Annotated in this window: 25 protein-coding genes and 1 tRNA gene; 20 read left to right on the top strand and 6 right to left on the bottom strand. The window is 72.0% G+C overall.

Going from position 1 to position 26,395, the window contains the following annotated elements:
* Positions 1-91: 91 nt before the first annotated feature.
* Together moeZ and Van01_RS04200 are read left to right on the top strand one after the other, a co-directional pair.
* Positions 92-1,273, top strand: a complete 1,182-nt coding sequence (gene moeZ / locus Van01_RS04195; RefSeq protein WP_204000131.1) for an adenylyltransferase/sulfurtransferase MoeZ — start codon at positions 92-94, stop codon at positions 1,271-1,273.
* Positions 1,274-1,303: 30 nt separating this feature from the next.
* Positions 1,304-2,224 carry a prenyltransferase/squalene oxidase repeat-containing protein gene (locus Van01_RS04200; protein ID WP_204000134.1) on the top strand — a complete coding sequence of 307 codons (921 nt, stop codon included), beginning with the start codon at positions 1,304-1,306 and terminating at the stop codon, positions 2,222-2,224.
* 122 nt (positions 2,225-2,346) lie between these two features.
* Here the strand turns inward: Van01_RS04200 and Van01_RS04205 are convergent, their stop codons facing one another.
* Together Van01_RS04205 and proB are read right to left on the bottom strand one after the other, a co-directional pair.
* Positions 2,347-3,591 (bottom strand): glutamate-5-semialdehyde dehydrogenase, encoded by a 1,245-nt coding sequence (locus Van01_RS04205; RefSeq protein WP_204000137.1) that lies wholly within the window; start codon positions 3,589-3,591, stop codon positions 2,347-2,349.
* A 37-nt stretch (positions 3,592-3,628) separates the two neighbouring features.
* The gene (gene proB / locus Van01_RS04210) at positions 3,629-4,738 is read right to left on the bottom strand and encodes a glutamate 5-kinase (RefSeq protein ID WP_204000140.1); all 1,110 of its coding nucleotides are present in this window, start codon (positions 4,736-4,738) and stop codon (positions 3,629-3,631) included.
* Positions 4,739-4,799: 61 nt separating this feature from the next.
* On the opposite strand from proB, the gene Van01_RS04215 reads away from it, so the two are divergent.
* The 5 genes from Van01_RS04215 (at position 4,800) to Van01_RS04235 (ending at position 10,246) form a co-directional block, all read left to right on the top strand.
* Positions 4,800-5,114 (top strand): MGMT family protein, encoded by a 315-nt coding sequence (locus tag Van01_RS04215; protein ID WP_204000143.1) that lies wholly within the window; start codon positions 4,800-4,802, stop codon positions 5,112-5,114.
* Between the two features lie 32 nt (positions 5,115-5,146).
* Positions 5,147-6,670 carry an MFS transporter gene (locus Van01_RS04220; protein ID WP_204000146.1) on the top strand — a complete coding sequence of 508 codons (1,524 nt, stop codon included), beginning with the start codon at positions 5,147-5,149 and terminating at the stop codon, positions 6,668-6,670.
* Complete coding sequence (locus Van01_RS04225; protein ID WP_204000149.1) at positions 6,667-8,142, top strand: pyridoxal phosphate-dependent decarboxylase family protein; 1,476 nt, start codon at positions 6,667-6,669, stop codon at positions 8,140-8,142. Before Van01_RS04220 ends, Van01_RS04225 begins: the two co-directional genes overlap by 4 nt.
* A gap of 108 nt (positions 8,143-8,250) precedes the next feature.
* Entirely contained in the window at positions 8,251-8,829 is a 579-nt protein-coding gene (locus Van01_RS04230) for an NADH-quinone oxidoreductase subunit B (RefSeq protein ID WP_204000152.1), read from the top strand.
* Positions 8,830-8,929: 100 nt separating this feature from the next.
* On the top strand, positions 8,930-10,246 hold the full coding sequence (locus Van01_RS04235) for a DUF2252 domain-containing protein (protein WP_099849528.1): 1,317 nt from the start codon (positions 8,930-8,932) through the stop codon (positions 10,244-10,246).
* Positions 10,247-10,265: 19 nt separating this feature from the next.
* Here Van01_RS04235 and Van01_RS04240 read toward each other — a convergent pair whose 3' ends face one another.
* On the bottom strand, positions 10,266-11,312 hold the full coding sequence (locus Van01_RS04240; RefSeq protein ID WP_204000155.1) for a glucose 1-dehydrogenase: 1,047 nt from the start codon (positions 11,310-11,312) through the stop codon (positions 10,266-10,268).
* Between the two features lie 147 nt (positions 11,313-11,459).
* On the opposite strand from Van01_RS04240, the gene Van01_RS04245 reads away from it, so the two are divergent.
* Both Van01_RS04245 and Van01_RS04250 read left to right on the top strand, forming a co-directional pair.
* The gene (locus tag Van01_RS04245) at positions 11,460-12,275 is read left to right on the top strand and encodes an NADH-quinone oxidoreductase subunit C (RefSeq protein ID WP_204000158.1); all 816 of its coding nucleotides are present in this window, start codon (positions 11,460-11,462) and stop codon (positions 12,273-12,275) included.
* The gene (locus tag Van01_RS04250; protein WP_204000161.1) at positions 12,275-13,237 is read left to right on the top strand and encodes a complex I subunit 1/NuoH family protein; all 963 of its coding nucleotides are present in this window, start codon (positions 12,275-12,277) and stop codon (positions 13,235-13,237) included. Before Van01_RS04245 ends, Van01_RS04250 begins: the two co-directional genes overlap by 1 nt.
* Positions 13,238-13,285: 48 nt before the next feature.
* On the opposite strand, the gene Van01_RS04255 is transcribed toward Van01_RS04250, so the two are convergent.
* Both Van01_RS04255 and Van01_RS04260 read right to left on the bottom strand, forming a co-directional pair.
* A complete protein-coding gene (locus Van01_RS04255) occupies positions 13,286-14,323 on the bottom strand; it encodes a glutathione S-transferase family protein (protein ID WP_204000164.1) in 1,038 nt (345 codons plus the stop codon).
* A 112-nt stretch (positions 14,324-14,435) separates the two neighbouring features.
* On the bottom strand, positions 14,436-15,008 hold the full coding sequence (locus tag Van01_RS04260; protein ID WP_204000168.1) for a Uma2 family endonuclease: 573 nt from the start codon (positions 15,006-15,008) through the stop codon (positions 14,436-14,438).
* A 95-nt stretch (positions 15,009-15,103) separates the two neighbouring features.
* Between Van01_RS04260 and Van01_RS04265 the strand changes: the two genes are divergently transcribed.
* From Van01_RS04265 to Van01_RS04305, 9 genes are all read left to right on the top strand, one after another.
* Positions 15,104-15,745 (top strand): NuoI/complex I 23 kDa subunit family protein, encoded by a 642-nt coding sequence (locus tag Van01_RS04265; protein ID WP_204000171.1) that lies wholly within the window; start codon positions 15,104-15,106, stop codon positions 15,743-15,745.
* Positions 15,742-16,278 (top strand): NADH-quinone oxidoreductase subunit J family protein, encoded by a 537-nt coding sequence (locus Van01_RS04270; protein ID WP_204000185.1) that lies wholly within the window; start codon positions 15,742-15,744, stop codon positions 16,276-16,278. Before Van01_RS04265 ends, Van01_RS04270 begins: the two co-directional genes overlap by 4 nt.
* Complete coding sequence (gene nuoK, locus Van01_RS04275; RefSeq protein WP_204000188.1) at positions 16,275-16,682, top strand: NADH-quinone oxidoreductase subunit NuoK; 408 nt, start codon at positions 16,275-16,277, stop codon at positions 16,680-16,682. The genes Van01_RS04270 and nuoK overlap by 4 nt, the downstream gene beginning before the upstream one ends.
* Positions 16,679-18,622: an NADH-quinone oxidoreductase subunit 5 family protein gene (locus Van01_RS04280; RefSeq protein WP_204000191.1), complete on the top strand. Its 1,944-nt coding sequence runs from the start codon at positions 16,679-16,681 to the stop codon at positions 18,620-18,622. The genes nuoK and Van01_RS04280 overlap by 4 nt, the downstream gene beginning before the upstream one ends.
* A 76-nt stretch (positions 18,623-18,698) precedes the next feature.
* The gene (locus Van01_RS04285) at positions 18,699-20,237 is read left to right on the top strand and encodes a complex I subunit 4 family protein (protein WP_204000194.1); all 1,539 of its coding nucleotides are present in this window, start codon (positions 18,699-18,701) and stop codon (positions 20,235-20,237) included.
* Between the two features lie 76 nt (positions 20,238-20,313).
* The gene (locus tag Van01_RS04290) at positions 20,314-21,786 is read left to right on the top strand and encodes an NADH-quinone oxidoreductase subunit N (protein WP_204000197.1); all 1,473 of its coding nucleotides are present in this window, start codon (positions 20,314-20,316) and stop codon (positions 21,784-21,786) included.
* Between the two features lie 147 nt (positions 21,787-21,933).
* Positions 21,934-22,809, top strand: coding sequence for a zinc metalloprotease HtpX (gene htpX, locus Van01_RS04295; RefSeq protein WP_204000199.1), 876 nt, complete (start codon positions 21,934-21,936; stop codon positions 22,807-22,809).
* A gap of 312 nt (positions 22,810-23,121) precedes the next feature.
* Positions 23,122-24,381: an MFS transporter gene (locus tag Van01_RS04300; RefSeq protein WP_204000210.1), complete on the top strand. Its 1,260-nt coding sequence runs from the start codon at positions 23,122-23,124 to the stop codon at positions 24,379-24,381.
* A 79-nt stretch (positions 24,382-24,460) separates the two neighbouring features.
* Positions 24,461-24,931, top strand: a complete 471-nt coding sequence (locus tag Van01_RS04305; RefSeq protein WP_204000212.1) for a GNAT family N-acetyltransferase — start codon at positions 24,461-24,463, stop codon at positions 24,929-24,931.
* 31 nt (positions 24,932-24,962) lie between these two features.
* Here the strand turns inward: Van01_RS04305 and Van01_RS04310 are convergent, their stop codons facing one another.
* Positions 24,963-25,457 carry a YajQ family cyclic di-GMP-binding protein gene (locus tag Van01_RS04310; protein ID WP_204000214.1) on the bottom strand — a complete coding sequence of 165 codons (495 nt, stop codon included), beginning with the start codon at positions 25,455-25,457 and terminating at the stop codon, positions 24,963-24,965.
* Positions 25,458-25,606: 149 nt separating this feature from the next.
* Between Van01_RS04310 and Van01_RS04315 the strand changes: the two genes are divergently transcribed.
* A tRNA-Tyr gene (locus tag Van01_RS04315) sits at positions 25,607-25,690 on the top strand.
* 517 nt (positions 25,691-26,207) lie between these two features.
* On the top strand, positions 26,208-26,354 hold the full coding sequence (locus Van01_RS04320) for a hypothetical protein (RefSeq protein WP_204000216.1): 147 nt from the start codon (positions 26,208-26,210) through the stop codon (positions 26,352-26,354).
* Positions 26,355-26,395 lie beyond the last annotated feature (41 nt).

The raw sequence follows: 26,395 nt of genomic DNA on the forward strand, positions 1-26,395 counted from the left end.
ACGGGCGACGTGTCCCTGCTCATGGTCGATGGGCACGTCGGCGAGCGACAATGGCCCGGTTGTCCACCACATCGATCCCGGGGAGTCCACCGTGTCGCTGCCCCCGCTCGTCGAACCCGCCGCCGAGCTGACCGTTGACGAGATCCGCCGCTACTCGCGCCACCTGATCATCCCCGATGTCGGGGTCACCGGGCAGAAGCGGCTGAAGAACGCCCGGGTGCTGTGTGTCGGTGCCGGTGGTCTCGGCTCTCCCGCCCTGATGTACCTGGCCGCGGCCGGGGTCGGCACGCTGGGGATCATCGACTTCGACACCGTCGACGAGTCAAACCTCCAGCGCCAGATCATCCACGGCGTCTCCGACATCGGCCGGTCCAAGGCCGAGTCGGCTGCGGCGAGCATCCGCGAGATCAACCCGCTGGTGAACGTCGAGATCCACAACACCGCGCTGGACCGGGACAACGTCCGCGAGATCTTCGCCGAGTACGACCTGATCGTCGACGGCACCGACAACTTCGCCACCCGGTACATGGTCAATGACGCGGCGGTGCTGCTCGGCAAGCCGTACGTCTGGGGGTCGATCTACCGGTTCGACGGCCAGGCCTCGGTGTTCTGGGCCGAGCACGGCCCCTGCTACCGCTGCCTCTACCCGGAGCCGCCGCCGCCGGGCATGGTCCCCTCCTGCGCCGAGGGCGGCGTCCTCGGTGTGCTCTGCGCCTCGATCGGTTCGATCCAGGTCAACGAGGCGATCAAGTTGCTCGCCGGCATCGGTGAGCCGCTTGTCGGCCGGCTGATGGTCTACGACGCCCTGGAGATGAGCTACCGCAAGATCAAGGTCCGCAAGGACCCGAACTGCGTGCTCTGCGGCGAGAACCCGACGCTCACCGATCTGATGGAGGACTACGAGGACTTCTGCGGTGCGGTGTCGGTGGAGGCCCAGGAGGCGGTGGTGGACGCGACGATCACCGCGTCCGAGCTGAAGGAGTGGCAGGACGCCGGCAAGGACATCTTCCTCGTCGACGTCCGGGAGCCGGCCGAGTACGAGATCGTCCGTATCCCCGGCGCCACCCTGATCCCCAAGGGGGAGATCCTCTCCGGTGAGGCGCTGTCCAAGCTCCCGCAGGACCGGCAGATCGTGCTGCACTGCAAGTCCGGTGTCCGCTCCGCGGATGCGCTTGCCGCGTTGAAGGCGGCCGGTTTCCGCGACGCGGTGCACGTGCAGGGCGGAGTGCTCTCCTGGATCAAGCAGATCGATCCCTCGCTGCCCGCGTACTGATCGACGGCCGAGGGCCTCTCCGCCGAGTCCATGGGGGAGAGGCCCTTCGCCGCCACCCCGCCGTCGGTCGGATCTCACCTATCCGTCCTCCTGAGGCGGGATCGCGTTTGCGCCGGTAGCGTGGCCGCCGTGGTCGACATCGACGCCGCGATCGGGTTCGTGGTAGCTCACGGAGACACGGTGGAGCGTGCCCGGCTGTCCTGGTTGCGCACGGGCACGCAGCCACCGCCGGAGGTGCTCGACAGCGCCGAGGTCGGGCAGACGCTCGGCGGCGGCTGGCCGGCGTCCTGGGGCGAGGAGGTCGCCTCGGTCGACGCGACCTGCTTCCGCCTCGCCGAACTCGATGACCTGGGGGCGCTGGGCCGCCCGAGCGCCCGTCGGGCGTTGGACTGGCTTGCCGCCGGTCAGCAGCGTGACGGCTGCTGGGAGGAGGATCAGGCCCTCGCGGACTCCGCACCGGAGTGGGCGCGTCCGGGTGACCCGGAGGCCCGGCTGTATCTGACCGCCAACGCGGCCTTCTGGCTCACCGTGGCGGGGCTGGACGCGCGGGCCGCCGGGCCGTTGGATCACCGGGTCGGCGGGGCGTACGCCGGGGTGGTGTACGCCGCCAGCCAGGCCCTCGCCGCCCAACTGCGCCCGGATGGTAGTTGGCCGTCCTTCCTGGCCGCCGGTTGGCTCAGCGCGGCAGTCCTGCACCGGCAGCAGATGTTCTACGAGTCGGCGCAGATCAAGGCGGTGCTGGCGGAGCGGCTACCGCAGGCGTCGGCGGCCGACGCCGCCTGGCTCGCCGTGACGCTGCGCCGGGTCGGCGTCGACAATCAGGAGTGGACGCTCGTCGCCGCCCGACGCCGGCTCACCGAGACCCAGCGCAGCGACGGCGGCTGGAGCAGCGACGACGGCCACCAGTTCGACGTACACGCCACCCTCTCCGTAATCCGCGCCTTCCGCTGACCCCCACCCCCGGCCTCCGCGCACCCCTGTCCGGTGTTGATCATGAGGTTAGCGGTACGGAGAGCGCTTACCGGCACGGCTAACCTCATGATCAACGAGGGAAGGTGGAGGGCGGGTGCGGGTCAGGTGCGGAGGTGGCCGGTGCCGGTTACCACGTACTTGGTGCTCGTCAGTTCGGGGAGGCCCATGGGGCCGCGGGCGTGCAGCTTCTGGGTGGAGATGCCGATCTCGGCACCGAAGCCGAACTCGCCGCCGTCGGTGAACCGGGTGGAGGCGTTGACCATCACGGCCGCCGAATCGACCCGGGCCACGAACTCCCGGGCGGCCGACTGCGAGTCGGTGACGATCGCCTCGGTGTGACCGCTGCCGTACCGCCGGATGTGCGTGACCGCCGCGTCGAGTGAGTCGACGACGGCGGCGGAGATGTCCGCGGCCAGGTACTCGGTGCCGAAGTCCGCGTCGGTGGCCGGGACCACCGCGTCGGAGTACGCCGCGACCCGCGCGTCGCCGTGCACTGTCACCCCGGCCTCGGCGAACGCGGCAAGCGCAGCAGGCAGGAAAGCGTCGGCGATGTCGGCGTGCACCAGCAGCGACTCGGCGGTGTTGCAGGTGGACAGCCGCTGCGTCTTCGCGTTGAGAGTGATCGCGACAGCCATCGACACGTCGGCGGCGGCGTCCACGTAGACGTGGCAGTTGCCCACCCCGGTCTCGATCACCGGCACTGTCGAGTCCTCGACCACGGTGCGGATCAGCGACGCGCCGCCGCGTGGGATCAGCACGTCGACCAGGCCCCGGGCCCGCATCAGCTCCTTGACCGAGTCACGGGTGCTGGCGTCGACGAGCTGCACCGCGTCCGCCGGCAGACCGGCCTCGTCGAGCGCGTCCCGCAGCACCGCGACCAGGGCGACATTGGAGTGCGCGGCCGAGGAGGAGCCGCGCAGCAGCGCCGCGTTACCGGCCTTCAGGCAGATCCCGGCGGCGTCCACAGTCACGTTGGGCCGACCCTCGTAGATGACGCCGACCACGCCGAACGGCACCCGGATCTGCCGCAGCTCCAGCCCGTTGGGCAGGGTCGAGCCGCGGACCACCTCGCCCACCGGGTCGGGCAACGCGGCCATCTGGCGCAGCGCGTCGGCGATGCCGGCCATCCGCCCCTCGTCGAGGGCGAGCCGGTCCAGCACGGCCGCGCTCAGCCCGGCGTCGCGTCCGGCCGCCAGGTCCGCGCCGTTCGCGGCCAGGATCTCCGGTGTACGCGCCACGAGCGCGTCGGCCATCGCGTGCAGCGCGGCGTCCTTGGCGGTACGCGTCGCGACGGCAAGCGTCTCTGCCGCCGTTCGCGCCCGACGGGCCTGCTCGCTCACGCTCATGTCCCACTCCTCAGATGTCGGCCCGGTTCGGGGCGGTTCACAGCAGCACCAGGTCGTCGCGGTGGACGACCTCTCGTTCGTACGCCGGGCCGAGCGCCGCGGCAAGGTCGGCGGTGGAGCGCCCGAGCAGGCCGGGCAGCTCGATCGCGTCGTAGTTCACAAGCCCCCGGGCCACCGGTGCGCCGGAGGTGTCGACGAGGTCGACCGGGTCGCCTGCGGTGAATGCCCCGTCGACGGCGGTGATCCCGGCCGGTAGCAGCGACTTTCGTCGGCCCACCACGGCGGCGACCGCCCCGGGGTCGAGGTGCAGCCGGCCCCGGGGCGCGGTGGCGTGGGCGAGCCAGAACAGCCGGGCGGCGGGTCGTCGGAGGCTCGGGTGGAAGAAGGTGCCGACCGGCTCCCCGGCCAGCGCGGCAGCCGCCTGGCCGGCGGAGGTGAGCACCACCGGGATGCCGAAGCCGGTGGCGATCCGGGCCGCCTCGACCTTCGTCACCATGCCGCCGGTGCCGACCCCGGCGCGGCCGCTGCCGCCGATCTGGACACCGGCCAGGTCCGTCTCGTCGCGTACCTCGGCGATGCGGCGGGAGTCGGGTCGGGTCGGGTCGCCGGTCCAGAGCGCGTCGACGTCGGAGAGGAGCACCAGCAGGTCGGCGTCGACGAGCGCGGCGACCAATGCGGCCAGCCGGTCGTTGTCGCCGAACCGGATTTCCTCGGTGGCTACCGTGTCGTTCTCGTTGACGATCGGCACCGCCCGCAGGTCGAGCAGCTTGCGCAGGGTGCGGTACGCGTTGCGGTAGTGGGCCCGCCGGGTCACGTCGTCGACGGTGAGCAGTACCTGGCCGACGGTGCGGCCGTGCCGGGCGAAGGCAGCCGCGTACCGCCCGATCAGCAGGCCCTGGCCGACACTCGCGGCGGCCTGCTGGGTGGCCAGGTCACGCGGTCGCCGGGGCAGGCCGAGCGGGGCGAGACCGGCGGCGATCGCGCCGGAGGAGACAAGCACCACCTCGCGGCCGTCGGCGCCACGCCGGCCCAGGGCGTCGACGAGCGCGTCGACCCGCCCGTCGTCCAGTCCGCCGCTGGCGGTGGTCAACGAGGAGGACCCGATCTTGACAACGACCCGCCGGGCCGCCGTGACTGCGTCGCGCACCCGCCCATTCTGCGCTGTCGTCGCGGCGTCGCCCGCCGCCGTTCCCATAGTCTGGCCGCTTGTGACACCTGACGAGTACGTCGAAGCGGTGCTGGAACTTGCCGACCGGATCCCGCCCGGCCGGGTGATGTCGTACGGGGCGTTGGCCGACGCGTTGGCAGAACGCTCCGGACGGGCGTCGGCGCGGTTGGTCGGGGCGATCATGGCGCGCCACGGCGGTGGGGCCCCGTGGCACCGGGTGGTGAACGCGGGCGGTGGGCTGCCACCCCGGTTGGCCCGCGAGGCGCGGGCGCGTTGGCTCGCCGAGGGGACACCGTTGCGCGGTAGCGGAGTGGACATGCGGTCGGCCGCGTGGTCGCCCGGGCAGGGGGTGTGACCGCCGCCATAACGTGAGTAATATTCGGCCCCATGATCGCGCCGCCGGGTGGCTCCGGCCCACCTCCCACCCCCGGCCCGCCCGCGCCCGCCTCCGGTCCGGCAGCCACCACCGCCGCCGTCCCGTCGGGCACGCCCCCGGATGCCGCAGCCGGCGCGCTGCCGCGCGGCGTGCACGCCGGCTACGCGCTCGGCTCGCTGGCGACGGGGGCGTTCGGCACCGTGCCGGGCCTGCTGCTGTTGCCCTACCTGACCGACACGCTGGGGGTCGCCGCCGGCGTGGCCGCGCTGCTGGTGCTGCTGCCGAAAGCATGGGACGTGCTCGTCAACCCGGTCGCCGGGCGGATCTCCGACCGCACCCGGTCGCGGTGGGGTGCCCGCCGTCCCTATCTGCTCTTCGCCGGGCTGGCGCTGGCCGTGCTCTTCGGGGCCATCTTCGCCGCGCCGTTCGGTGCCGGTCCGGCGTCCGGGGCGTACGTCGCCGTCGCCTTCCTGGCCACCGCTACCGCGTTCGCCTTCTTCCAGGTGCCGTACGTGGCCATGCCGGCCGAGCTGACAAGCGACTACGCCGAACGTACCCGGATGATGACCTGGCGGATCGCGGTGCTGGCACTGGCCATCCTGGTCGCCGGTGCGGTGGCCCCGCTGGTGCGCGACGCGGCCGGCGGAGGAGTTCCCGGGCACCGGTGGATGGGTGTCTTCGTGGCCGCCCTGATCGCGCTCGGCGCGGTCGGTGCCTTCCTCGGCACCCGGTCCGCCCCGCAGGGCGCGGTCGGCGAGAGCGAGCCGAGCCTGCGCGCCCAACTCACCGTCGCGGCCCGCAACCGGCCTTTCCGGGCACTGCTGCTCTGCTTCGTGGTGCAGTCCGCCGGAGTGGCCACCATCCTCGCCGGAGTCCAGTACTTCGCCGACCATGTGCTGCGGGACTCGGCGACAGGTCCGACCGTGCTGTTCGCCTGCTTCGTCGGCCCGGCGCTCGTGGTGATGCCGCTCTGGTCCCGGGTGGGTGCCCGGGTGGGCAAGCTCGCCGCCCTGGTGGCGGCGTCGTTGATCCTGTCGGCTGGGGGACTGGCGTTGGTCGCCGCACCGGTCCTGCCGGCCGTCGTGGTGTACCTGCTCGTCGCGATGCTCGGCGTCGGGTACGCCGGGCAGCAGGTGTTCGCGCTGGCCATGCTCCCGGACTGCATCGCGTACGACACCGCGCGTACCGGGCGTCGACAGGCCGGCGTCTTCACCGGAGTGTGGACGGCCGGCGAGACCTTCGGACTGGCCCTCGGCCCCGGCATCTACGGGCTGGTGCTCGCCCTCACCGGCTACGTCTCCTCCAGCACCGGCACCGCCGCCACCCAGTCCGACACCGCCCGCCTCGGCGTCCTGCTCGGCTTCACGGTCCTCCCCGCCCTCCTGATCGGCCTGGCCACCCTCCTGCTCCGCCCCTACGACCTCACCCCCACCCGCCTCGCCACCCCCACCCCGACCCCGGCCACCGTCGATCATGCAGTTGTCGCAGGTACAAAAGCCGCAGGAAACCACGGAAAGGGCGCCACAACTCCATGATCGACGAGAGCAGGGCTGCGCTGCCGAACGAGGGCGTGCCGGCGGAGCAGGTGCTGGCGGAGATCCGCGAGCTGCGGGCGACGGATCGGCCGACCCACGGCGGTCGGCTGTTCGCATACGTCTACGACCCGGCGGTGCCCGGGCTGGACGCGCTCGCCGCCGCCGCGTACGCGGAGAGCGCCCACGTCAACGGGCTCGACCCGACCGCCTTCCCGTCCCTGCTCGCCATGGAGAACATGCTTGTCGCGGCGGCGGCGCGGCTGCTCGGCGGCGGGCCGGACACCAGCGCACCGGACGTCGTCGGCAGCGTCACAAGCGGCGGCACCGAGTCGCTCATCCTGGCCGTCAAGACCGCCCGGGACGCCCGGCCGGACATCGCGGCACCCCGGATCGTGGTACCGGCCAGCGCCCATGCCGCGTTCGCCAAGGCGGCCCACTACCTGCGGGTGGCGCTCGACACCGTGCCTGTCGACCCGACCACCCTACGGCCGGCAGCCGCCGACGTCGCCGCCGCGATCCGACCGGAGACGGTGCTCGTCGCCTGCTCCGCACCCTCGTACGCGCACGGCGTCGTGGACCCGGTCGAGCAGATCGCCGAGGTGGCCGCCGCCGCCGGGGTCCGCTGCCACGTGGATGCCTGCTTCGGCGGCTGGACCCTGCCCTACCTGCGGCGCCTCGGCGTGCCGGTGCCCCCGTTCGACCTCGCGGTGCCCGGTGTCACCTCGATCTCGGTGGACCTGCACAAGTACGCGTACGCGCCGAAGGGCGTGTCGGTGCTGCTGCACCGTGATCCGCAGCTGCGCGCCCCGCAGTACTTCGCGTACGCCGACTGGCCCGGGTACACCATGATCAACCCGGTGATCTCCTCCACCCGCTCCGGTGGGCCGATCGCCGCCGCGTACGCCACCCTGCGGCACCTCGGCGACGACGGCTACCTGGAGCTGACCCGGCAGACCTGGGCGGCGGTGCGCACGCTTGCCGACGCGGTACGCGGCACCGACGGGCTGCGGCTGGCCGCCGAGCCGGAGTCGACAGTGGTCTGCCTCACCGCCACCGAGGACGGGCCGGACCTGTTCGTGCTTGTCGACGAGTTGGCCGTGCGGGGCTGGCACACCCAGCCCCAACTGTCGTACGCCGGCCTGCCGCCCAGCGTGCACCTGACGGTGACCGCCGCGGTGGCCCCCCGGGCGGCGGAGTTCGGCGATGACCTGGCCGACGCGGTCACCGCCGCCCGCGCGGCGGGGCCGGTGGGGTTGCCGCCGGAGCTGCGGGCCCTGGCCGGCACCCTGGCACCGGAGGCGCTCACCGGCGACCTCGTCGCCGGGCTGGCCGCCGGCCTCGGGCTCGGCCCCGGCGGTGGGTTGCCGGACCGGATGGCCCCGGTCAACACGCTGTTGGACGTCGCGCCTCCGGCGCTGCGGGAGCGGCTCCTCGTCGAGTTCGTCAGTCTGCTGCAACGTCCGGCCTGGTAGCGCTCAGCCAGGTAACGCCCGCCACGGTCCGCGGTGGCCGCCCGGTGGCGGCGGCCCTCCGCCTCGGGCTGCTGTGGTTGACTGTCGGGGACGGGAGGGGGAGCGGTCGTGCAGCTGCCTGCGGTGCTCGGTGAGCCGATCCGGTTCGTGCTCAACTGGGGTCGGCGCTACTCGCTCTGGGTCTTCAACTTCGGCCTGGCCTGCTGCGCCATCGAGTTCATCGCGACAAGCATGTCCCGGCACGACTTCATGCGACTCGGCGTGATCCCGTTCGCGCACGGGCCCCGGCAGGCCGACCTGATGGTGGTCTCCGGCACCGTCACCGACAAGATGGCCCCGGCGATCAAGCGGCTCTACGACCAGATGCCCGAGCCGAAGTACGTGATCTCGTTCGGTGCCTGCTCCAACTGCGGTGGTCCGTACTGGGACTCGTACTCGGTGACCAAGGGCGTCGACCAGCTCATCCCGGTCGACGTCTACGTGCCCGGCTGCCCACCTCGGCCGGAGGCGCTGCTGCACGGCATCCTCCGTCTTCAGGAGAAGATCGCCGCCGAGCAGTCCGGCATCGGCGGGGTGCCCCGCACCGACCCACTCGCCGCACCTGTCGACGCCCCGCCCCGCGACGGCGCCCCGCCCCGCTCGGTCGCCTCCCTGACCGCACCGCCGGTACGCCCGCCGAACACCTGACCCGGGTGCCCGGCCGTGTCTGGGCGGCGGTCCGGTCGTCGGCGGAGACCGTTCGCTCGGTTGGCCGCCAGGGTGGTCAGGCTTCGCTAGCGTACGGATCATGACCGACGTCGCGGAGGAGCGTTCCGCCTTCATCATCGAGGTGCTGACCGAGGAGTTCGGCACCCTGATGGCGCTCGACCCGGCCGCCTTCCGGCGCAAGTTCCGCAAGATGGCCGCCTCGCCGTTCGCCTTCTACCGGGGCAGTGCCAGCCTCTTCTACGCCGACCAGCGCGGCGACTTCGCCGACGACCGTTTCCTGGACGCGCAGACCAGCCGGGTCTGGATCCACGGCGACCTGCACGCGGAGAACTTCGGCACCTACATGAACGGCTCCGGCCAGCTCGTCTTCAACGTCAACGACTTCGACGAGGCGTACGTCGGGCCGTTCACCTGGGACCTGCGGCGGTTCGTCGCCAGCGTGGCGTTGATCGGCTACACCAAGGCGCTCTCCGACCGGGTCATCAGCGACCTGGTCACCTGCTTCGCCAACGCGTACCTGGTCGAACTGCGGGCCATCGCCGCCGGTGGGGACGACGCCATCGGCTCGATCACCCTGGACAACGCCGACGGGGTGCTGCGCCGGGTGCTCCAGCAGGCCCGCCTGAACACCCGCGTCGACCTGCTGCGCGGGCAGACCACAATCGACAACTACGAGCGGCGCTTCTCCCTCGGCGACGGGGTGTACGAGATCGACGGCGAGGTGCGGGCGCGGGTGTGCGCGGCGTTCGAGGCGTACCTGGAGACGCTGCCGGCCGCCACGGCCGAGGCCCGGCCGCTCGCTACCCAGATCAAGGACGTGGTGCTGCGCAAGGGGGTGGGCATCGGCTCGGCCGGACTGCCGTCGTACAACCTCCTGCTCGAGGGGCACACCCAGGCGCTGGAGAACGACGTCCTCATCTACATGAAGCAGGCCCAGGTGCCGGCGGTGGCGCGGTACATCGACGACGAACGGGTTCGCGGCTACTTCCGGCACCAGGGGCACCGCACCGCCGAGTCCCAACGGGCCCTGCAGGCGCACGCCGACCCGTGGGTGGGCTTCACCGAACTCGACGGCGTCGGCCAACTCGTCGCCGAGGTGTCCCCGTACGCGGCAGACCTCGACTGGGCGGACGTCAACGAGCCGGAGGATTTGGCCGGGGTGCTCGCCGACCTGGGACGGGCGGTCGCCCGGATGCACTCGGTGGCCGACGACGAGTCCAGCCACGACCTGGTCGACTATTCGACCGAGGAGGCCATCGTCGCCGCCGTCGACGCGGACACCGCCGGCTTCGTCGGGCACCTTGTCGACTTCGCCCACACGTACGGCGTACGTGCCCGGCAGGATCACCAGCTCTTCGTCGACCTGTTCCGCAACGGCCGACTCCCCGGCATCTGACCGGGGCCCGGCCGGCAGTTCAGGCGGGGAAGTCGAGGACGACCTTGATGTCCTGCGGTCCGGGGGAGTAGGCGCTGGCGTACCCGGCCAGCGGCACCCGGCGGGTGATCAGTGAGGCGAGCCAGGCCGGGTCGGCCTTGGACAATGCCTCGGCGGCGCCCTCCCAGTGCCGCCGATTGGCGTTGACCGAGCCGAAGACGACGTTGTTCTCCAGGACGAGGGTGCGGTTGAGCGCGCCCGCGTCGAAGTCGATGGTCCGGCCGCCGCTGGACACCCCGGCCAGGCAGACGATCCCGTTGGGGCCGACCTTGCACATCGTCTCCAGCACGACCACCGGCGCGCCTGTGCACTCGATGATGACGTCCGGTTCGAGGTCGAGCTGATCGAGCGGTCCGGAGTGGTACGTAGCCCCGAGCGCGCCGGCGAGCGCCGGCTTCGGGCCCTCGGTGGCCAGGTCGAGCACGTGCACGGAGAGACCTCGCTGGCTGGCCAGCAGCGCGGCGAGCAGGCCGATCGGCCCGGCACCGGTGATCAGCGCGGTACGGGGCTGCCACTCGGCCCGCAGGCCGATCCGGTCGACGTGGTCCCACGCCTTGACCATCACGCTCGTCGGTTCGAGCAGCATGCCCACCTCGATCAGCGAGGGGTCGAGTCCCACGGCGAAGCGGGGCTGCAACCGCCAGCGCTCGCGGGCGAAGCCCGGCAACGCCTTGATGCCGTGCTCGGTGAACAGGCCGTTGCGGCACATGTCCCACTCGCCCACCGCGCAGTTCGGGCAGGGCATCGGGTCGGGGTGTCGGACGATCCCCGCCACCAGATCGCCGGGTTGCCGGGTGCCGGTCGGGTCCTCCAGCACCCGGCCCAGTGACTCGTGACCGAGCACCAGGTGGTCGGTGCCGGGCGGCGCCTCGCCGTACTGCCCCTCGATGATCTCGATGTCGGTTCCGCAGACCCCCACCGAGAGCGCCTCCACCAGGATCGGTCCCTCCTCGGGGGCCGGTTCCGGGTAGTCGTCGAGCAGCCGCAGCGAGCCGGGCACTCCGGGGATGACTGTCACAGCGCGCACGGGTCCATACTGGTGGCCGCGCACGGCCGGCACGGGCGAAGCCCACTGGAGTCACCCGCCCGCGTGCACCGGGCCGGGCTGCGGCCGCCGCCTGGCTCCGTCTCGGCTCGACCGAGGACTCCGGCCCCAGGGCCTAGGATCAGCGGCATGACACCGGAAGAGGTCGGCCAGCGGCTCGTCGCGCTGCTCGCGCCCGTCGAGGCCACCGCGACGGTCTCCGGCGGTCAGGTCCATTCCCGGGCCACCGTCGACGTACCCCCGCATGCCTGGCGGGCCGCGTTGCTGGCCGCCCGCGACGACGCCGAGCTGGCCTGTGACTACTTCGACTGGCTGTCGGCGGTCGACGAGCTGGCCGACGGGTTCGACGTGGTGGCCCACCTCTGGTCCACCCCGCACCGGCACGGTGTGCTGCTGCGCGCCCGGGTGCCTCGCGAGACACCCACAGTCGATTCCGTGGTGGCGGTCTACCCGGGTGCCGCCTGGCACGAGCGGGAAACCCACGAGATGTTCGGCATCGACTTCGCCGGGCACGCCGACCTGCGTCCGCTGCTGCTGCCACCGGAGTTCGAGGGGCATCCGTTGCGTAAGGAGTTCGTCCTGGCCTCGCGGGTGGCGAAGCCCTGGCCAGGTGCGAAGGAACCGGGTGAGTCGGAGGCCGGCGGCGGACGCCGCCCGATCCGTCCCCCGGGCGTGCCCGCGCCTGGCGAGTGGGGAGTCGTGCCGACCCCCGCCGGTGCTGGTGGGGTGGGGGAGGGGCCGCGTGGCGGCACCCCGGCCCGCCCGGCCCGGGAGCGCCCGGCCCGTCCGGCACCGGGTGCCCGCGGGCCGCGTACCCCCCGGGCCGCCGGCTCCGACGGGGAGCCGGCGGCGCCTCGGCCCGGCCCCGGCGGTCCGGCGCCGGACGCTCCCGGCGGTCCGGCGCCTGCGGATGGTCCGACACCGGACGATGGAGGTGGGGCCTGATGCCGCTCTGGCTGGAGTTTGTCATCCGGATCGGCGGAGTGCTTGCCGCCTTCCTCGTCCTGCCGCTGCTTGTCGGGCAGGCGGAGCACAAGGTGATGGCGCACATGCAGGGCCGAGTCGGCCCGATGTACGCGGGTGGGTTCCACGGCTGGGCGCAGCTGATCGCCGACGGGGTGAAGTTCGTCCAGAAGGAGGACGTCACCCCACGCGCGGCCGACCGGCAGGTGTTCCGGCTGGCTCCGGCGGTGGCGCTGGTGCCGTACCTGTTGGCCCTGCTGGTGATCCCGCTCGGCCCGAACGACCTGGTCGGGCAGCCACTCGACGTCGGGCTCTTCTTCGTACTCGCGGTGGTCGGTGTGGGCGTGCTGGCCGTGCTCATGTCGGCCTGGGCGTCGGCAAACAAGTACAGCCTGCTCGGCGGGCTGCGCGGCGCGGCCCAACTGCTCGGCTACGAGCTGCCGCTGGTACTGGCTGCCGCGTCGGTGGCGATGGCCGCCGGGACGCTGAGCCTCTCCGGCATCGTCGAGGCGTGGCAGCCGTGGTGGCTGCTCTGGCAGGCACCGGCGATGGTCATCTTCTTCGTGGCCGGGCTGGCGGAGATCCGCCGGCCCCCCTTCGACATGCCGGTTGCCGACTCAGAGCTGGTCTTCGGCTATCTGACCGAGTACACCGGCCTGCGCTTCGCGTTCCTGCTGCTTGCCGAGTACGTCGGCATCGTGGTGATCGCCGCGCTCACCACAGTGCTGTTCCTCGGCGGTTGGCAGGGCCCGTTCGCCGACGCGCAGCTCGGCTGGCTCTGGACCCTGCTGAAGGTCGCCGCAGTCAGCTTCGTGATCATCTGGCTCCGGGTCTCCTACCCCCGCCTCCGCGAGGACCAGCTCCAACGCCTCTGCTGGCTCGTCCTCGTCCCCGCCGCCCTGGCCCAACTCGTCCTGACCGCCACCATCCGCCTAACCCTCTAAGCCTCTAACCCCCACCCCCCACCCTCTCCCCGCGCGGGTGGGCGGGGGCTAGGGGGTGGGGAGGGGGGTGTGGGTGGGGTTGACGCGTTCGGTGGGGGTGGGGGGCTCGGGTGGGGTGCCGGTGCCGAAGGGGCTGCCGCCGAGTGCCTCGCGATCGTGTGGGGTGAGCCAGTTCGACAGGTCGGGGCCGAGTGGCACCACGCCCGTCGGATTGATGTCCCGGTGGACCTCGTAGTAGTGCCGCTTGATGTGGTCGAAGTCGATCGTGTCACCGAAGCCGGGCGTGGTGAACAGGTCCCGCGCGTACGCCCACAGCACCGGCATCTCGCTGAGCTTCTGCCGGTTGCACTTGAAGTGGCCGTGGTACACCGGATCGAAGCGGACAAGCGTGGTGAACAGTCGTACGTCGGCCTCGGTAATCGTGTCGCCGACCAGGTAACGCTGCCCGGCCAGTCGCTCACTGAGCCAGTCCAGCCTGTCGAACAGCCGCCGGTACGCCCGCTCGTACGCGTCCTGGCTGCCGGCGAAGCCACAGCGGTAGACGCCGTTGTTGACGTCGGCGAAGACCACCGCGTTCACCTCGTCGATCTCGGCGCGCAGGTGTTCCGGATAGAGCTGCGGAGCACCGGTACGGTGGTACGCGGTCCACTCGGTGGACAGATCCAGGCTCATCCGGGCGTAGTCGTTCGTCACCACCTGCCCGGTGGGCACGTCCACGATCGCCGGCACGGTGATGCCCCGGGGATAGTCCGGGTAGCGCGCGAAGTAGGCCTCCTGGATGCGCTCGATGCCGAGCACCGGGTCCCGTCCGTCGGGGTCGAGATCGAAGGTCCAGCTCCGCGCGTCGTGCGTCGGACCGGCGACCCCCATCGAGATGGCGTCCTCCAGGCCCAGCAGCCGACGCACGATGATCAGACGGTTGGCCCACGGGCAGGCACGGCTGACCACCAACCGGTAGCGACCCGGCTCGACCGGATAGCCGTCCCGCCCGTCGGCGGTGATCCGCGTGGTGATGTAGTTCTGGTCCCGCTTGAACTCACCCGGCTCGACGTACTTCCCGCCGGTGCCCTTGCCGTCCTCGCCCATGTCGCCCCCAGGGTGTGCCGAGTCGTCCTCGGTCCCATCATGGCGGATCTTCACGGGTTCGGCCTGGTGGGCGGGCGAGACGGCCACCGGGCCGCTGCGACCGCCCGCGCCCTCAGCGGGAGCGGGGCGTGATCCGGTCGAGCGGGATGTCCATCTCCCACGGGTCGGCCAGCAGGATGCCGTCGCTCATCCGGGCGTGCTCGACGTAGACGCGCTTCACCGGGTCGAGCCGGTGGGCGTGCACCACGATCCCCGCCTCGGTCTCGATCCGCCAGAAGAAGGGAATGTCCGCCTCGGCGTAGAGTGCGGGCTTGAGCACCCGGTCGATGCTGCGCGAACCCTCCGAGACGATCTCCACCACCAGCAGGACCTCGTTCGGCAGGTAGGACGAGGGGTTGCGGGTGGCCGCGTCGAGCTCGGTGACCAGCAGGTCGGGGATGAAGGACCGGGTGCGGGACATCCGCACCGCCACTCCCTGGGTGACGTCGAGATCGGCGGGGCAGGTCTCTTCCAGTGCGGCCATGAGCCGGCCGGCGATGGATTGGTGCAGTCGCGTGGGGGAGGGCGACACGATCAGTTGTCCGTCCAGGAGTTCACGGCGGCGGCCGTCGTCGGGCAGGCGGTCGAGGGCGTCCGTCGTCCACTCGCCCGGCGCCGGGTTGTCGTCGTGCAGCGCGGCGGTCATTGACGGGTCCTTTCCGGTGCGTCGTTCTCCCCGTGGCCACCGTACTACCGGCTACCCCCGGGTGGTGGTCGCGCGCGCCGTGCCCACAGGGCAGGATGTTCGGCATGAGTGAGCGCGAGCGAAGCGAGGCGACCGGCGTGCCCGGCAGCGGCCTGGTCAAGGGGCTGGCGGTCACGCTCAAGACGATGACGAAGCGCTCGACCACCCAGCAGTACCCGGACGTCGCCCCCGAGCTACCGCCCCGCTCGCGCGGGGTGATCGCGCTGCTGGAGGAGAACTGCACGGTCTGCATGCTCTGCGCCCGCGAGTGTCCGGACTGGTGCATCTACATCGACTCGCACAAGGAGGAGGTGGCGGTGCCGGGGGCCGCCCGGGCCCGGCAGCGCAACGTGCTCGACCGGTTCGACATCGACTTCTCGCTCTGCATGTATTGCGGCATCTGCATCGAGGTCTGCCCCTTCGACGCGCTCTACTGGTCGCCGGAGTTCGAGTACGCCGAGTACGACATCAAGGACCTGCTGCACGACAAGGATCACCTGGGCGAGTGGATGGCCACAGTGCCGCCGCCCCCGGCCCACGACCCCAACGGCGAGCCGGCCAAGGAGGAGACCGCCGCCGCGCGCAAGGCGGCCGTCCCCGGCGCGCCCGCCGCCCGTCCGACCACAGCGGCGGTACGCCCCGAGCGCCGACCGGTGCCACCCCGTGCCGCCGACGACGACGAAGGTACGTCCGCGTGACCGGGGTGGACGTGCTGCTGCTCGCCCTCGGCGCGGTGGCGGTCGGCTCGGCGGCGCTTGTGGTGGGCACCCGGCACCTGGTCCGGGCGGGGCTCTACCTGGTGGTCTGCCTCGGCGCGGTGGCCGGCATGTACCTGGTGCTCGCCGCCGAACTGGTTGCCTGGGTGCAGGTGCTGATCTACGTCGGCGCGGTGGTGGTGCTGCTGCTGTTCGCCGTGATGCTGACCCGCGCGCCGATCGGCGCCTCCGACGACCTGGACCGCCCCGGCTGGCCGGCCGCGCTCATCGGCGGTGGTGCCGGGCTCGGGCTGGCGGCGTTGCTCGTCGACGCGTACCGCTGGACGACTGTGGACCTGCCCGCGGCGGGAAACGCCGAGCGCATCGGTGAGCAGGTCTTCAGCAACTGGGTGCTGCCCTTCGAGGTGCTGTCGGTGCTGCTGCTCTCGGCGCTTGTGGGCGCCATCGTGCTGTCCCGTCCCGACATCGGCGCCACCAGGGACGACGCGACAGGTGACCGGGGGCGGTCACGGTGAGACCTGTCATCCCGTACGTCACCGCAGCGCTGCTGTTCGGTCTCGGCGTGTACGGCGTGCTGCGGCGGCGCAACGCGGTGCTGGTGCTGATGGCCGTCGAGTTGATGCTCAACGCGGTGAACCTGATCCTGGTCACCGCCGACACCACGGCCCGGGCGGTGCTACCGCACGGTGGGCAGGTCTTCGCGCTCTTCGTGATCGTGCTGGCCGCCGCCGAGATCGGGGTCGGGTTGGCGATCGTGCTCCAGCTGTACCGGATGCGGGCCAGCGTCGCCGTCGACGAGATTCCCCTGGCCGAGCGGCGAGCCGGGGAGGTCGAACCCCACGCCGGGGGACCGGTACCGGCCACGACGGGTGGCGGGGCGTCCCCGGCCGCCGGAAGTGCACCGGAGGGACAGCGGTGAACGCCACGACGATCGGTGCGTTGCTGCCCGCCGTACCGCTGCTCGCCGGCCTGGCCGGGCTGTTGCTGCCACCGTCGCCGGCTGGCTCGACCCTCGGCGAGTCGACCGCCCGCCGCACCGCCGCGGCCCTCGGGGTGGCCGGCGCGGCCGGTGCCCTCGGCCTGGCGGTGGCCCTGCTCGTCACCCTGGACGGTCCGGCCGAGTCCTCGACCACCTGGATCGAGTTGGGCGGGCTCACCGTCACCCTCGGGGTACGCCTCGACGGCGCGGCCGCCCTGGTCGCCGTCGCGGTCACCACTGTGGCCCTGGCCGTGCAGATCTACTCCACCGGCTACCTCCGGCAGGGGCCGCCCGACGAGCCCGACCACCGCTATCCGCCGTACGCGGCGCAGGTCAGCCTCTTCACCGCCGCGATGCTGCTGGTGGTGGTCTCCGGGGACCTGATCCTGCTGCTTGTCGGCTGGGAGGTGATGGGCCTCTGCTCCTACCTGCTCATCGCCCACGACCGGAGACTGCCGGAGGCACCCGCCGCCGCGATGAAGGCGTTCCTGGTGACCCGGGTCGGTGACGTCGGCTTCCTGCTCGGCATCGCCCTGCTCGGCGTCTCGGCGGGCAGCTTCCGGATCGCCGACGTGCTCGCCCACGACCACAGCAGCGCCACGCTCACCGCGGCCTGCCTGCTGCTGCTCGCCGGGGTGGCCGGCAAGAGCGCCCAGTTCCCGCTGCACACCTGGCTGCCCGACGCGATGGCCGGACCCACCCCGATCTCCGCGTTGATCCACGCCGCGACGATGGTCGCCGCCGGGGTGTACGCGGTCACCCGGCTGTGGCCGCTCTTCGAGGCCACCCCGATCGCGTTGATCGTGCTCGGCGTGATGGCCTCGGTGACCCTGCTGCTGGGCGCGCTGGCGGCCACCGCGCAGGACGACATCAAGCGGGTGCTCGCCTGGTCGACTGTCTCGCAGATCGGCTACATGACCGGGGCGCTCGCCGTCGGCTCCCCACCGGCCGCGCTGTTCCACCTGCTCACCCACGCGGCGTTCAAGGCGCTGCTGTTCCTCGCCGCCGGTGCGGTGATCCACGCCGTCGGGACCACAGTGATGTCCCGGATGGGTGGGCTGCGGCACAGCATGCCTGTCACCTTCTGGTGCACGCTTGTCGGGCTCGGCGCGCTTGCCGGCGTACCGCCGCTGTCCGGCTTCTGGAGCAAGGAGGGGGTGCTCGCCGCCGCCGAGCAGGCAGCCCTGCACGGCGACGGCCCGGCGCCGGCCTGGCTGGGCTGGCTGGTCTGGCTCGCCGGGCTGGTCGGTGTGGCCGTCACCGCCTGGTACGCCACCCGGCTGCTGCTGCGCACCTTCTTCGGTGCGCCCCGCACCCCGCTGGCCCAGCCGCACGACCCGCCGGCCGTACTCCGCTGGCCGGTGCTGGCGCTTGCCGTACCAGCGGCGCTGCTCGGCCTGGCCGGCTTCCCGGGCTGGTTCTCCCGCCACCTGCAATCCACCCCGCCGACCGCCCCTGACACCGTGTCGGATCTGCTGCCGCCGGACGGGCTGATCCACCTCACCCCGACCGTGCTGCTGCCGCTGGCACTGCTCGTGATCGGCGCCGGCCTGGCGTGGGCCGGCTGGCGGCGGGGCGGCGGTGCCGACCCGGCGACGGCGCTCGGCCCGCTGCGGCCGGTCTTCGCCCGCGCGTTCCGGCTCGACGACGTCCAACACACCCTCGTCGTACGACCGACGACAGCGGCGGCGCGGATGGCGCGTACCACCGACGAACGGGTGGTGGACGGTGCGGTCACCGGCACCGGACGGGCCGCCAGCGCCCTCGGCGGCGGCCTGGGCGTCCTGCACCGGGCGGCGTTGCCCCGGGCCGCCGCCGCGGTGCTGGCCGGCGCGCTGCTGATCGGCCTGGCCGCAGCCCTGATCGGAGCGACGGCATGAGCGAGCGTCAGCGAGCGAATCATCAACTCAATGCTTCGGTGCCGCACGCCGACCCGCAGCGCAGCGGAGGGCGGGCATGAGCGAGGGGGAGTTCCTGCTGGTGGCGGTGCTCGCGGTGCCGGCGCTCGGCGCGCTGGCGGTGGCGGCCACGCCACGCGACCGGGCGGCCCGGATCGTCGGTACGGTGGCCGCCGCGCTGACCCTCGTCGCGGCTGTGGCGCTTGTCGGCGGACGGGCCACCGGCTGGTCGGCGTACGTGCCGCCGGATGCCGCAGGTGCGGTGCGTCCCTGGCACACCGTCGACAGGCCGTGGGTGCCGGGGCTGGACCTGCGCTTCCATCTGGGCGTGGACGGCATCTCCTGGCCGCTGCTGGTGCTCACCGCCCTGCTCACCCTGCTGTGCTGCGGGTACACCCTCTGGCGGGTGCCGGGCGGCGGCGACGGCCGGGCCCTGGTGGCGCTGCTGCTGGTCGTCGAGGTCGGCATCCTCGGCACCTTCCTCGCCCTCGACCTGGTGCTGTTCTTCCTCTTCTTCGAGGTCGTCCTGCTGCCGATGTACGCGATCATCGTCGGTTGGGGCGGCGACGGCACCGACCCGGCGTCGCACGACGCGCGGCGGCGGGCGGGACGCAAGTTCGCCCTCTACACCCTCTTCGGTTCGGTGCTGCTGCTGGTCGGGGTGTACGTGGTGGTGGCCGCCGCCGGCACCGCCGACATCGTGGCGCTCACCGGCGGCACCGAACTGTCCCGCACCACCCAGCTCGTCGCCTTCACCCTGCTCGCGTTGGCCTTCGCGGTGAAGAGTCCGCTGTGGCCGCTGCACTCCTGGCTGCCCGACGCCCACACCCAGGCACCCACGGTCGGCAGCGTGCTGCTCGCCGGGGTGCTGCTCAAAATGGGCACGTACGGTCTGATCCGGGTCGCCGTCGCGGTGGCCCCCGAAGGGGCCCGGTGGGCGGCACCGGTGCTCGGTGTGCTCGCGGTAGCCGCCATCCTGGTCGGCTCTCTGGTGTGCCTCGCCCAGACCGAGTTGAAGCGGCTGATCGCGTACTCCAGCGTCGGACACATGGGCTTCGTCCTGCTCGGGGTCGCCACCCTGACCGCCACCGGCATCCAGGCGGCGCTGATCGGCAACGTCGCCCACGGCATCATCACGGGTCTGCTGTTCTTCCTGGCCGGGGCGATCAAGGATCGGGCCCACACCGGCGAGCTGAGCGAGCTGTCCGGGCTGCGGGAGACCGCCCCGCGCCTGTCCGGGCTGCTCGCGTTCGCGGCCGTCGCCTCGCTGGGGCTGCCCGGGCTGGCCGGCTTCTGGGGCGAGGCGTTCGCCGTGGTCGCCGCCGTCGAGTCCGGTGGGGCGCTGTGGACCACGCTTGCGGTGCTGGCCGCGATCGGCGGGGCGCTGACGGCGGCGTACCTGCTGCGGCTGCTGCGGCGGGTGACCCATGGCGAGCCGACCCCGGTGGTCGCCGCGCTCGGTCCCGGCCTGGCCGGGGCCGAACTGGTCGCCTGGGTGCCCCTGGTGCTGCTCGCGCTGGCCGTCGGGCTGGCTCCGACGCTCGTCCTCGGTGTCGCCGAAGCCCCGGTCGAGGCCCTGGTGGGAGTACTGCGATGAGCGAGCGCGGCGAGCGAGTCATTCGGCTCAGTGCGGTGGTGCCTCGTCGCGGCGCCGAGCGTAGCGAGGTGGCGCGATGAGCGACTCGAGTCTGGTGCAGGCCGTCGACCACGTGGCGTTGCTGCCGGCGTACCTGGCCGCCGGGACGGCGGTGCTGGTGCTGCTGGTGGACCTGCTGGTCGCCCGACCGCTGGCCACCGTGGTCACGGCGGCCACCGGGGCGGTCGCCACTGCGGTCGGCGCGGCGGTGGTCGGTTCGGGAGCCGAACGACGTACGTTCTGCGTCGGCCCCGACTGTTCGTACGTCTTCGGCGGCCGAGCCGCCCTGGTCGCCGCGCTCGTGGCGCTGCTCGTGCTCGGCGTACTGGCGTTGTCCGGGCCGCTGCTGCGGGCCGGGAACACTCCGGTGGGGGAGTACTGCTTCCTGCTCGCCTGTTCGATGACCGGCGGCGTGGTGCTCGGCGCGGCCGGCGACCTGATCACCCTGATCGTGGCGGTGGAGGTGCTCACCCTGCCGCTGTACGTCCTGGTCGGCCTGCGTCGGGGCAGCCTGGCCAGTGCCGAGGCGGCGGTGACCTTCTTCGTGGTCAGCGTGGTCGCCACCACGCTGACCCTGCTCGGTGCCGCGCTGCTCTACGCGGTCACCGGCGGGCTGCACCTGGAACGGCTGGGCACCCTCCTCGCCGACGAGGCGCTGCTCGACCTGCCGTTGACCACCGTCGCGGTGACGCTCGTGGTGGCGGGACTGGCGTTCAAGGTGGCTGCGGTGCCGTTCCACGCCTGGGCACCGGCCACCTACGACGGGGCACCGCTGCCGGTGGCCGCCTACCTGTCCACCGCGTCGAAGCTGGGCGGGGTGATCGCCCTGCTGGCGGTGGTGCGGCACGCGCTGCCGTCGGAGGTGACCGGGCCGCTGCTGGCGGTGGTCGCCGCGCTCACCATGACCGTCGGCAACCTGGTGGCGCTGCGCCAGCGGCGTACGGTGCGGTTGCTCGCCTGGTCCTCGGTGGCCCAGGCGGGCTACATCCTCGCTCCGCTCGGCGCGCTGGCGCTGACCGCCGACGCGGACGCCCGAACCGCCGCGTACGCCGCCGCCCTGGCGTACGCCGTCTTCTTCGTGCTGCTGGAACTGGCCGCCTTCGCCGGTGTCGTGGCGCTGCGCCCGGCCGGCGCGGACGGTGGCAGCCTCGACGACCTGCGCGGTGCGGCGCGCCGGCACCCCTGGGTCGGCGCCGGGCTGGCGTTCGCGCTGATCGGCCTCGCCGGCCTGCCGCCCGGCCTGGCCGGGCTGTTCGCCAAGGTGACGGTGGTCCGGTCCCTGCTCGGCGGTGGCGCGGGCTGGCTCGCCCTGGTGGTGGCGATCAACGCGGTCATCGGTCTGGCCTACTACCTGCGGGCCGCCGCACTGCTCTACGCCCCGGCCGGGGAGGTCACCGCCCCTGCCGTCCGGCCCGCGCGCGCGGTTGCCGTGGCGCTGGCGGTGGCGACGGTGGTGGCGCTGGCCGTCGGCTTCGCGCCGCAGATCGTGCTCGATCTCGTCGGGAGCTGACGCTTCGACCCGGCTGCGCCGAGCCGGTCCGCTTCCCGCAGGTGACAGTCGCTCAGGTAACTCTCAGTCATGAGACGGATGGTTGGCGGGTACCCGCGTGTTGTACCGGTCAGCGGATCCCGGCATCCGTGCACCGAAGGAGTGATCGTGCACCACAACCGTCTGAAGACCGCCGCGCTGCTCGGCCTGCTCACCTCACTGATCCTGGCGGTGGGTTACTGGTTCGGCGGCAGTGGCGGCCTGGTCATCGCCGTACTCGTGTCGCTGGTGATGAACGGCGTCACGTACTTCTACTCCGACAAGCTGGCACTCCGCTCGATGCGGGCGCAACCGGTGAGCGAGGCCCAGTTCCCCGAGCTGTACCAGATGGTTCGGGAGCTGGCCACCGAGGCGCGGCAGCCCATGCCACGGCTCTACCTCAGCCCGACCGTCCAGCCCAACGCGTTCGCCACCGGACGCAACCCGCAGAACGCGGCCGTCTGCGTCACCCAGGGGATCGTCGAACTGCTCGACTACCGTGAGTTGCGGGGCGTCATCGGTCACGAGCTGTCACACGTCTACAACCGGGACATCCTCATCTCCAGCGTGGCCGCCGGCCTGGCCGGCATCATCACCATGCTGGCGAACCTCGCCCTGTTCATCCCGCTCGGCGGTAACAGTGACGAGGACGGCCCGAACCCGCTGGTCCTGCTGCTCACAATCATCCTGGGGCCGATCGCCGCGAGCGTCATCCAACTGGCGATCAGCCGCAGTCGCGAGTTCCAGGCGGACGCCTCGGGTGCCGAACTCACCCGGGACCCGCTGGCGCTGGCCAGCGCCCTACGGAAGATCCACATGGGTGCCCAGCGTCGGCCGTTGCCGGCCGAGGGGCAGCTCACCAGCACCGCGCACCTCATGATCGCCAACCCGTTCCGGGGTGGCGGGGTGGCCGCGCTCTTCGCCACCCACCCGCCGATGGAGCAGCGGGTCGCCCGGCTCGAGCAACTGGCGACCCAGATGGGCCCGGTGCGTCACCAGCGCTGACCCGCCGGCCGACAGCCGTCCGATCGACACCCTCGCCGCCCGCGCCCGGTTCACCCGGCGCGGGCGGCTCCGTCTCGCCGGGTCGGAGGCAGCGCGGGTTGCGGTATGTCGGCCGCTCGGAGGGCGGCCCGAGCGGGCAGATCGCGGCATTCCGGGGCCCGGGAGCTGGGAGGGCACAGCTCGCCGGCAGGGCTGGAGCGTCCGCGCCGGACGCCGGGTGAGCGCCGCCACAGGTCCGGACCGGATCGCCCGCCGGACGCGGGGCGTTAGGGTCTAACCGAGTCTCGCTCATTACATTCGTGGAGGTCCGCTGTGGCTGGGCTGCGCCGATATCTGGCTGTCTGGCAGATCCCGGGCGCGCCCACCCTGCTGATCACCGGCATCATCGGACGCCTCGGGATCGGCATGACGCCGCTGGCGCTGCTGCTCGTCGTCGAGGGGGTGACCGGGCGCTACTCGCTGGCGGCCGTGGCCGGTGGCTGCTACGCACTCTTCGGCGCGGCCCTGAGCCCGGTGGCCGGGCGGATCGCCGACCGGATCGGTCCCACCCCGGTGCTCGTCGGCACCGCGATCGCCCATCCGCTGGCCCTGGGCGGGCTGCTCTGGGCAGCCCGCGCCGACGACACCCCGTTCGCGCTGGTGCTGCTCGCCTCGGCGGTGGCCGGTGGGACGTACCCGCCGATGACCGCCGCGATCCGGGGTGCCTGGAACGACCTGACCAACTTCGACTCCGGCCGGTACCACCTCCGCAACACCGCGCTCGCCGCCGAAACCACCCTGTTCGAGATCGTCTTCGTGCTCGGCCCGCTGCTGGTGGCCGGTTTCGTGCTGGTCGCCGACGCCGGCGCGGCGCTCATCGGTGCCGCGGTGGTGACCCTGATCGGCACCCTGTCGGTGGCGCTCGGTCAGGCCATGCGGGGCTGGCGCCCGCATTCCCGGGAACACCACGCCCGTGGCCTCGGCCCGCTACGGGTCGCCGGCTTCCCGGCGCTGCTGCTCTGCGTGGCCAGCATCGGCATCGCCTTCGGGGCGGCCGGGGTGACAGTGCCGGCGTTCGCCAGCCGCTACAGCCCGGACGACCCGGACAGTCTCGCCGGCCTGCTGTTGGCCGTCTGGGGGATCGGCAGCGCGATCGGCGGGTTCTGGTTCGGCGTCCGCCGGCCGGCACGCAACATGACACGCCTGTTCGCCTGGCTGCTCGCCGGGCTCGCCGGCAGCTTCGCCGTGTTCGCCGTGATGTCCACGCCGGTCGCGCTGGGTGCCGCCCTGCTGGTCGGCGGAGCCGTCATCGCTCCCGCGCTCACCCTGGAGAACACCCTGGTCGGGCGGATCTCGCCGAGCGGCATGCTGAACGAGGCGTACACCTGGGTGGTGACCATGTCGGTCGGTGCCAGCGCGGTCGGCGGCGCGGTCTCCGGACTGATCATCGACAACGCCGGCGGCGTGCCCTGGGCCTTCCTGTTCGCCGGGGCGGCTGTCGCCGTCGGGGCGGCGGTCGCCGCGCTACCCGCCGGCCCCATCGCCCGCGCCGAGGCCACCGCCGTCCGCGCCGAGCAGCCAGCAACGGCCTGACCGCGAAACCACAGTGGGTACGCCTGACGGTTTCTCCTGCCGGCAGCCGGCGGTAGCCTCGCGCGCTGAGGAGGCGAGCATGGAACTGACCGTGCCGGGCCCGACCCACGCGCCAGTCGTGGCGAGCTGGGCGACCTCTCCGCAGGAGAGCCGCCGCTGGTGCTCACTCGATCGAGTGACGTCTGAGGACGTCGCCCGTTGGGGTGCCGAGCCCGACGTGCGCGCGTACGTCGCGCTCGTCGACGGCGAACCTGTCGGGTACGGCGAGTTGTGGCTCGACGATGACGAGGCCGAGGTGGAACTGGCCCGCCTCATCGTGGCCCCGGCACGCCGTGGGCAGGGACTGGGCCGCCGGATGGTCACCCTGCTCACCACCCTGGCCCGGAAGCACCATCCGGCGGTGCTGATGCGGTTGCACCCCGACAACACCCAGGCGCTGCGGTGCTACACCGCCGCCGGTTTCGACCTGGTGCCGCCGGACCAGGCGGACGAGTGGAACCAGGGCCAACCCGTGTCGTACGTCTGGCTGCGACACAGGTCCGACCACTGAACCACTCGCTGAACCGGCCGGCGTCGCTGGTTCAGCGGTAGTTGGTGAACTGGAGAGCCACGCCGAAGTCCTCGGCCTTGAGTAGCGCGATGACCGCCTGGAGATCGTCCCGCTTCTTGCCGGTGACGCGCAGTTGGTCGCCCTGGATCTGGGCCTGGACGCCCTTGGGGCCCTCGTCGCGGATCTTCTTGCTGATCGCCTTCGCCTTGTCCTGGTCGATACCCTGGATCACCTTGGCGTCGATCTTGAAGATCTTGCCCGAGGGGCGCGGGTCGCCCGCGTCCAGCGACTTCAGCGAGATGTTCCGCTTGATCAGCTTCTCCTTGAACACGTCCAACGCGGCCCGGACCCGCTCCTCGGTCTCCGCCTGGAGGCTTATCGCCTCCTCGCCGGACCAGGAGACCCCCGCGCCCGTGCCCCGGAAGTCGAACCGCGTCCCGAGCTCCTTCTCCGCCTGCCGGAGGGCGTTGTCGACCTCCTGGCGGTCGACCTTGCTCACGATGTCGAACGACGGATTCGCTGCCATACTCATGCTCCTGCTGTCCGGCTGATTTGTGATCCTTTGGCCCTGGTTGCCCAGAGGTACGACTCCCTGACGGTACCCGGTTGCGGCGGCAACGGGTGGAGCCGCTATCCTTGCTTCCGCCGCCGCGCCACGGTGCGGTGGTACGCCCTGGCGGGTTGCCCGAGCGGCCAATGGGAGCGGACTGTAAATCCGTCGCGAAAGCTACAGAGGTTCGAATCCTCTACCCGCCACCAGGTGCGACAACGGCCCCTGGCCAGCGTCAACGCTGGTCAGGGGCCGCTGTCGTTAATCCTGATCGTTCTCGTCCGAGGTCTGCTGGCGGTGGGCCGGTGGCCTGCCCACGGCCCGGAAGTGACAGGCGGGATATTCATGGGGGTGGCTGGGTTGGCATATCCGGCCTACTCTGGCAGCCGTGGGGGAGTGACCGCAGGTTGACTGGCGGGAGCTGAGGGCTCGTGATGCCGCATGAGTCGACATGTATGTCCACAGTGTTCTGCGGATCCGTCGATTGTCCGCAAGATCCGCTTCGCGGCCTTAAGGAAACTATTGCGCGGTTGGCCTCTTCTTCCTGTCCTATTGCCGGCTCATCGGCTCTGACCTGCCCGGATGCGTCGCCGATCGGCGCGGCGGCGCGGCCTGCGGCGACCGACGGACCATCACGGGCTCGGTGAACTTTCCAGCGACCGACCTGCTGTGGCACCATCGGAGGGCCCTCAACACGTACCCTCATCACCCCACCAGGAGCACATAATGTCTGCTCAACGCTTGGGCCGGCTGCTCGGCTCCCTCGCTCTGGTCCTCGGCCTGGCGGCTGTGGCGAGCGTGGTTACAGAAGGCGACTTCAGGACGAACGGGGTCGACTGGCAGATGCCGACGATGAACTCAGTGGTGCGTTGACGGGCGATCGTCCCGCTGTGGCAACCGCCGGCACCGGCCGG

The organism is Micromonospora andamanensis, assembly GCF_016863495.1.
Classification (GTDB): Bacteria; Actinomycetota; Actinomycetes; order Mycobacteriales; family Micromonosporaceae; genus Micromonospora; species Micromonospora andamanensis.

Coding starts and splice junctions, on each gene's coding strand:
- Van01_RS04200 (WP_204000134.1), top strand. CDS start 1,304: ATGGGGGAGAGGCCCTTCGCCGCCACCCCGCCGTCGGTCGGATCTCAC.
- Van01_RS04205 (WP_204000137.1), bottom strand. CDS start 3,591: ATGAGCGTGAGCGAGCAGGCCCGTCGGGCGCGAACGGCGGCAGAGACG.
- Van01_RS04220 (WP_204000146.1), top strand. CDS start 5,147: ATGATCGCGCCGCCGGGTGGCTCCGGCCCACCTCCCACCCCCGGCCCG.
- Van01_RS04225 (WP_204000149.1), top strand. CDS start 6,667: ATGATCGACGAGAGCAGGGCTGCGCTGCCGAACGAGGGCGTGCCGGCG.
- Van01_RS04235 (WP_099849528.1), top strand. CDS start 8,930: ATGACCGACGTCGCGGAGGAGCGTTCCGCCTTCATCATCGAGGTGCTG.
- Van01_RS04245 (WP_204000158.1), top strand. CDS start 11,460: ATGACACCGGAAGAGGTCGGCCAGCGGCTCGTCGCGCTGCTCGCGCCC.
- Van01_RS04250 (WP_204000161.1), top strand. CDS start 12,275: ATGCCGCTCTGGCTGGAGTTTGTCATCCGGATCGGCGGAGTGCTTGCC.
- Van01_RS04255 (WP_204000164.1), bottom strand. CDS start 14,323: ATGGGCGAGGACGGCAAGGGCACCGGCGGGAAGTACGTCGAGCCGGGT.
- Van01_RS04260 (WP_204000168.1), bottom strand. CDS start 15,008: ATGACCGCCGCGCTGCACGACGACAACCCGGCGCCGGGCGAGTGGACG.
- Van01_RS04265 (WP_204000171.1), top strand. CDS start 15,104: ATGTTCGGCATGAGTGAGCGCGAGCGAAGCGAGGCGACCGGCGTGCCC.
- Van01_RS04285 (WP_204000194.1), top strand. CDS start 18,699: ATGAGCGAGGGGGAGTTCCTGCTGGTGGCGGTGCTCGCGGTGCCGGCG.
- Van01_RS04290 (WP_204000197.1), top strand. CDS start 20,314: ATGAGCGACTCGAGTCTGGTGCAGGCCGTCGACCACGTGGCGTTGCTG.
- Van01_RS04305 (WP_204000212.1), top strand. CDS start 24,461: ATGGAACTGACCGTGCCGGGCCCGACCCACGCGCCAGTCGTGGCGAGC.
- Van01_RS04310 (WP_204000214.1), bottom strand. CDS start 25,457: ATGGCAGCGAATCCGTCGTTCGACATCGTGAGCAAGGTCGACCGCCAG.
- Van01_RS04320 (WP_204000216.1), top strand. CDS start 26,208: ATGTCTGCTCAACGCTTGGGCCGGCTGCTCGGCTCCCTCGCTCTGGTC.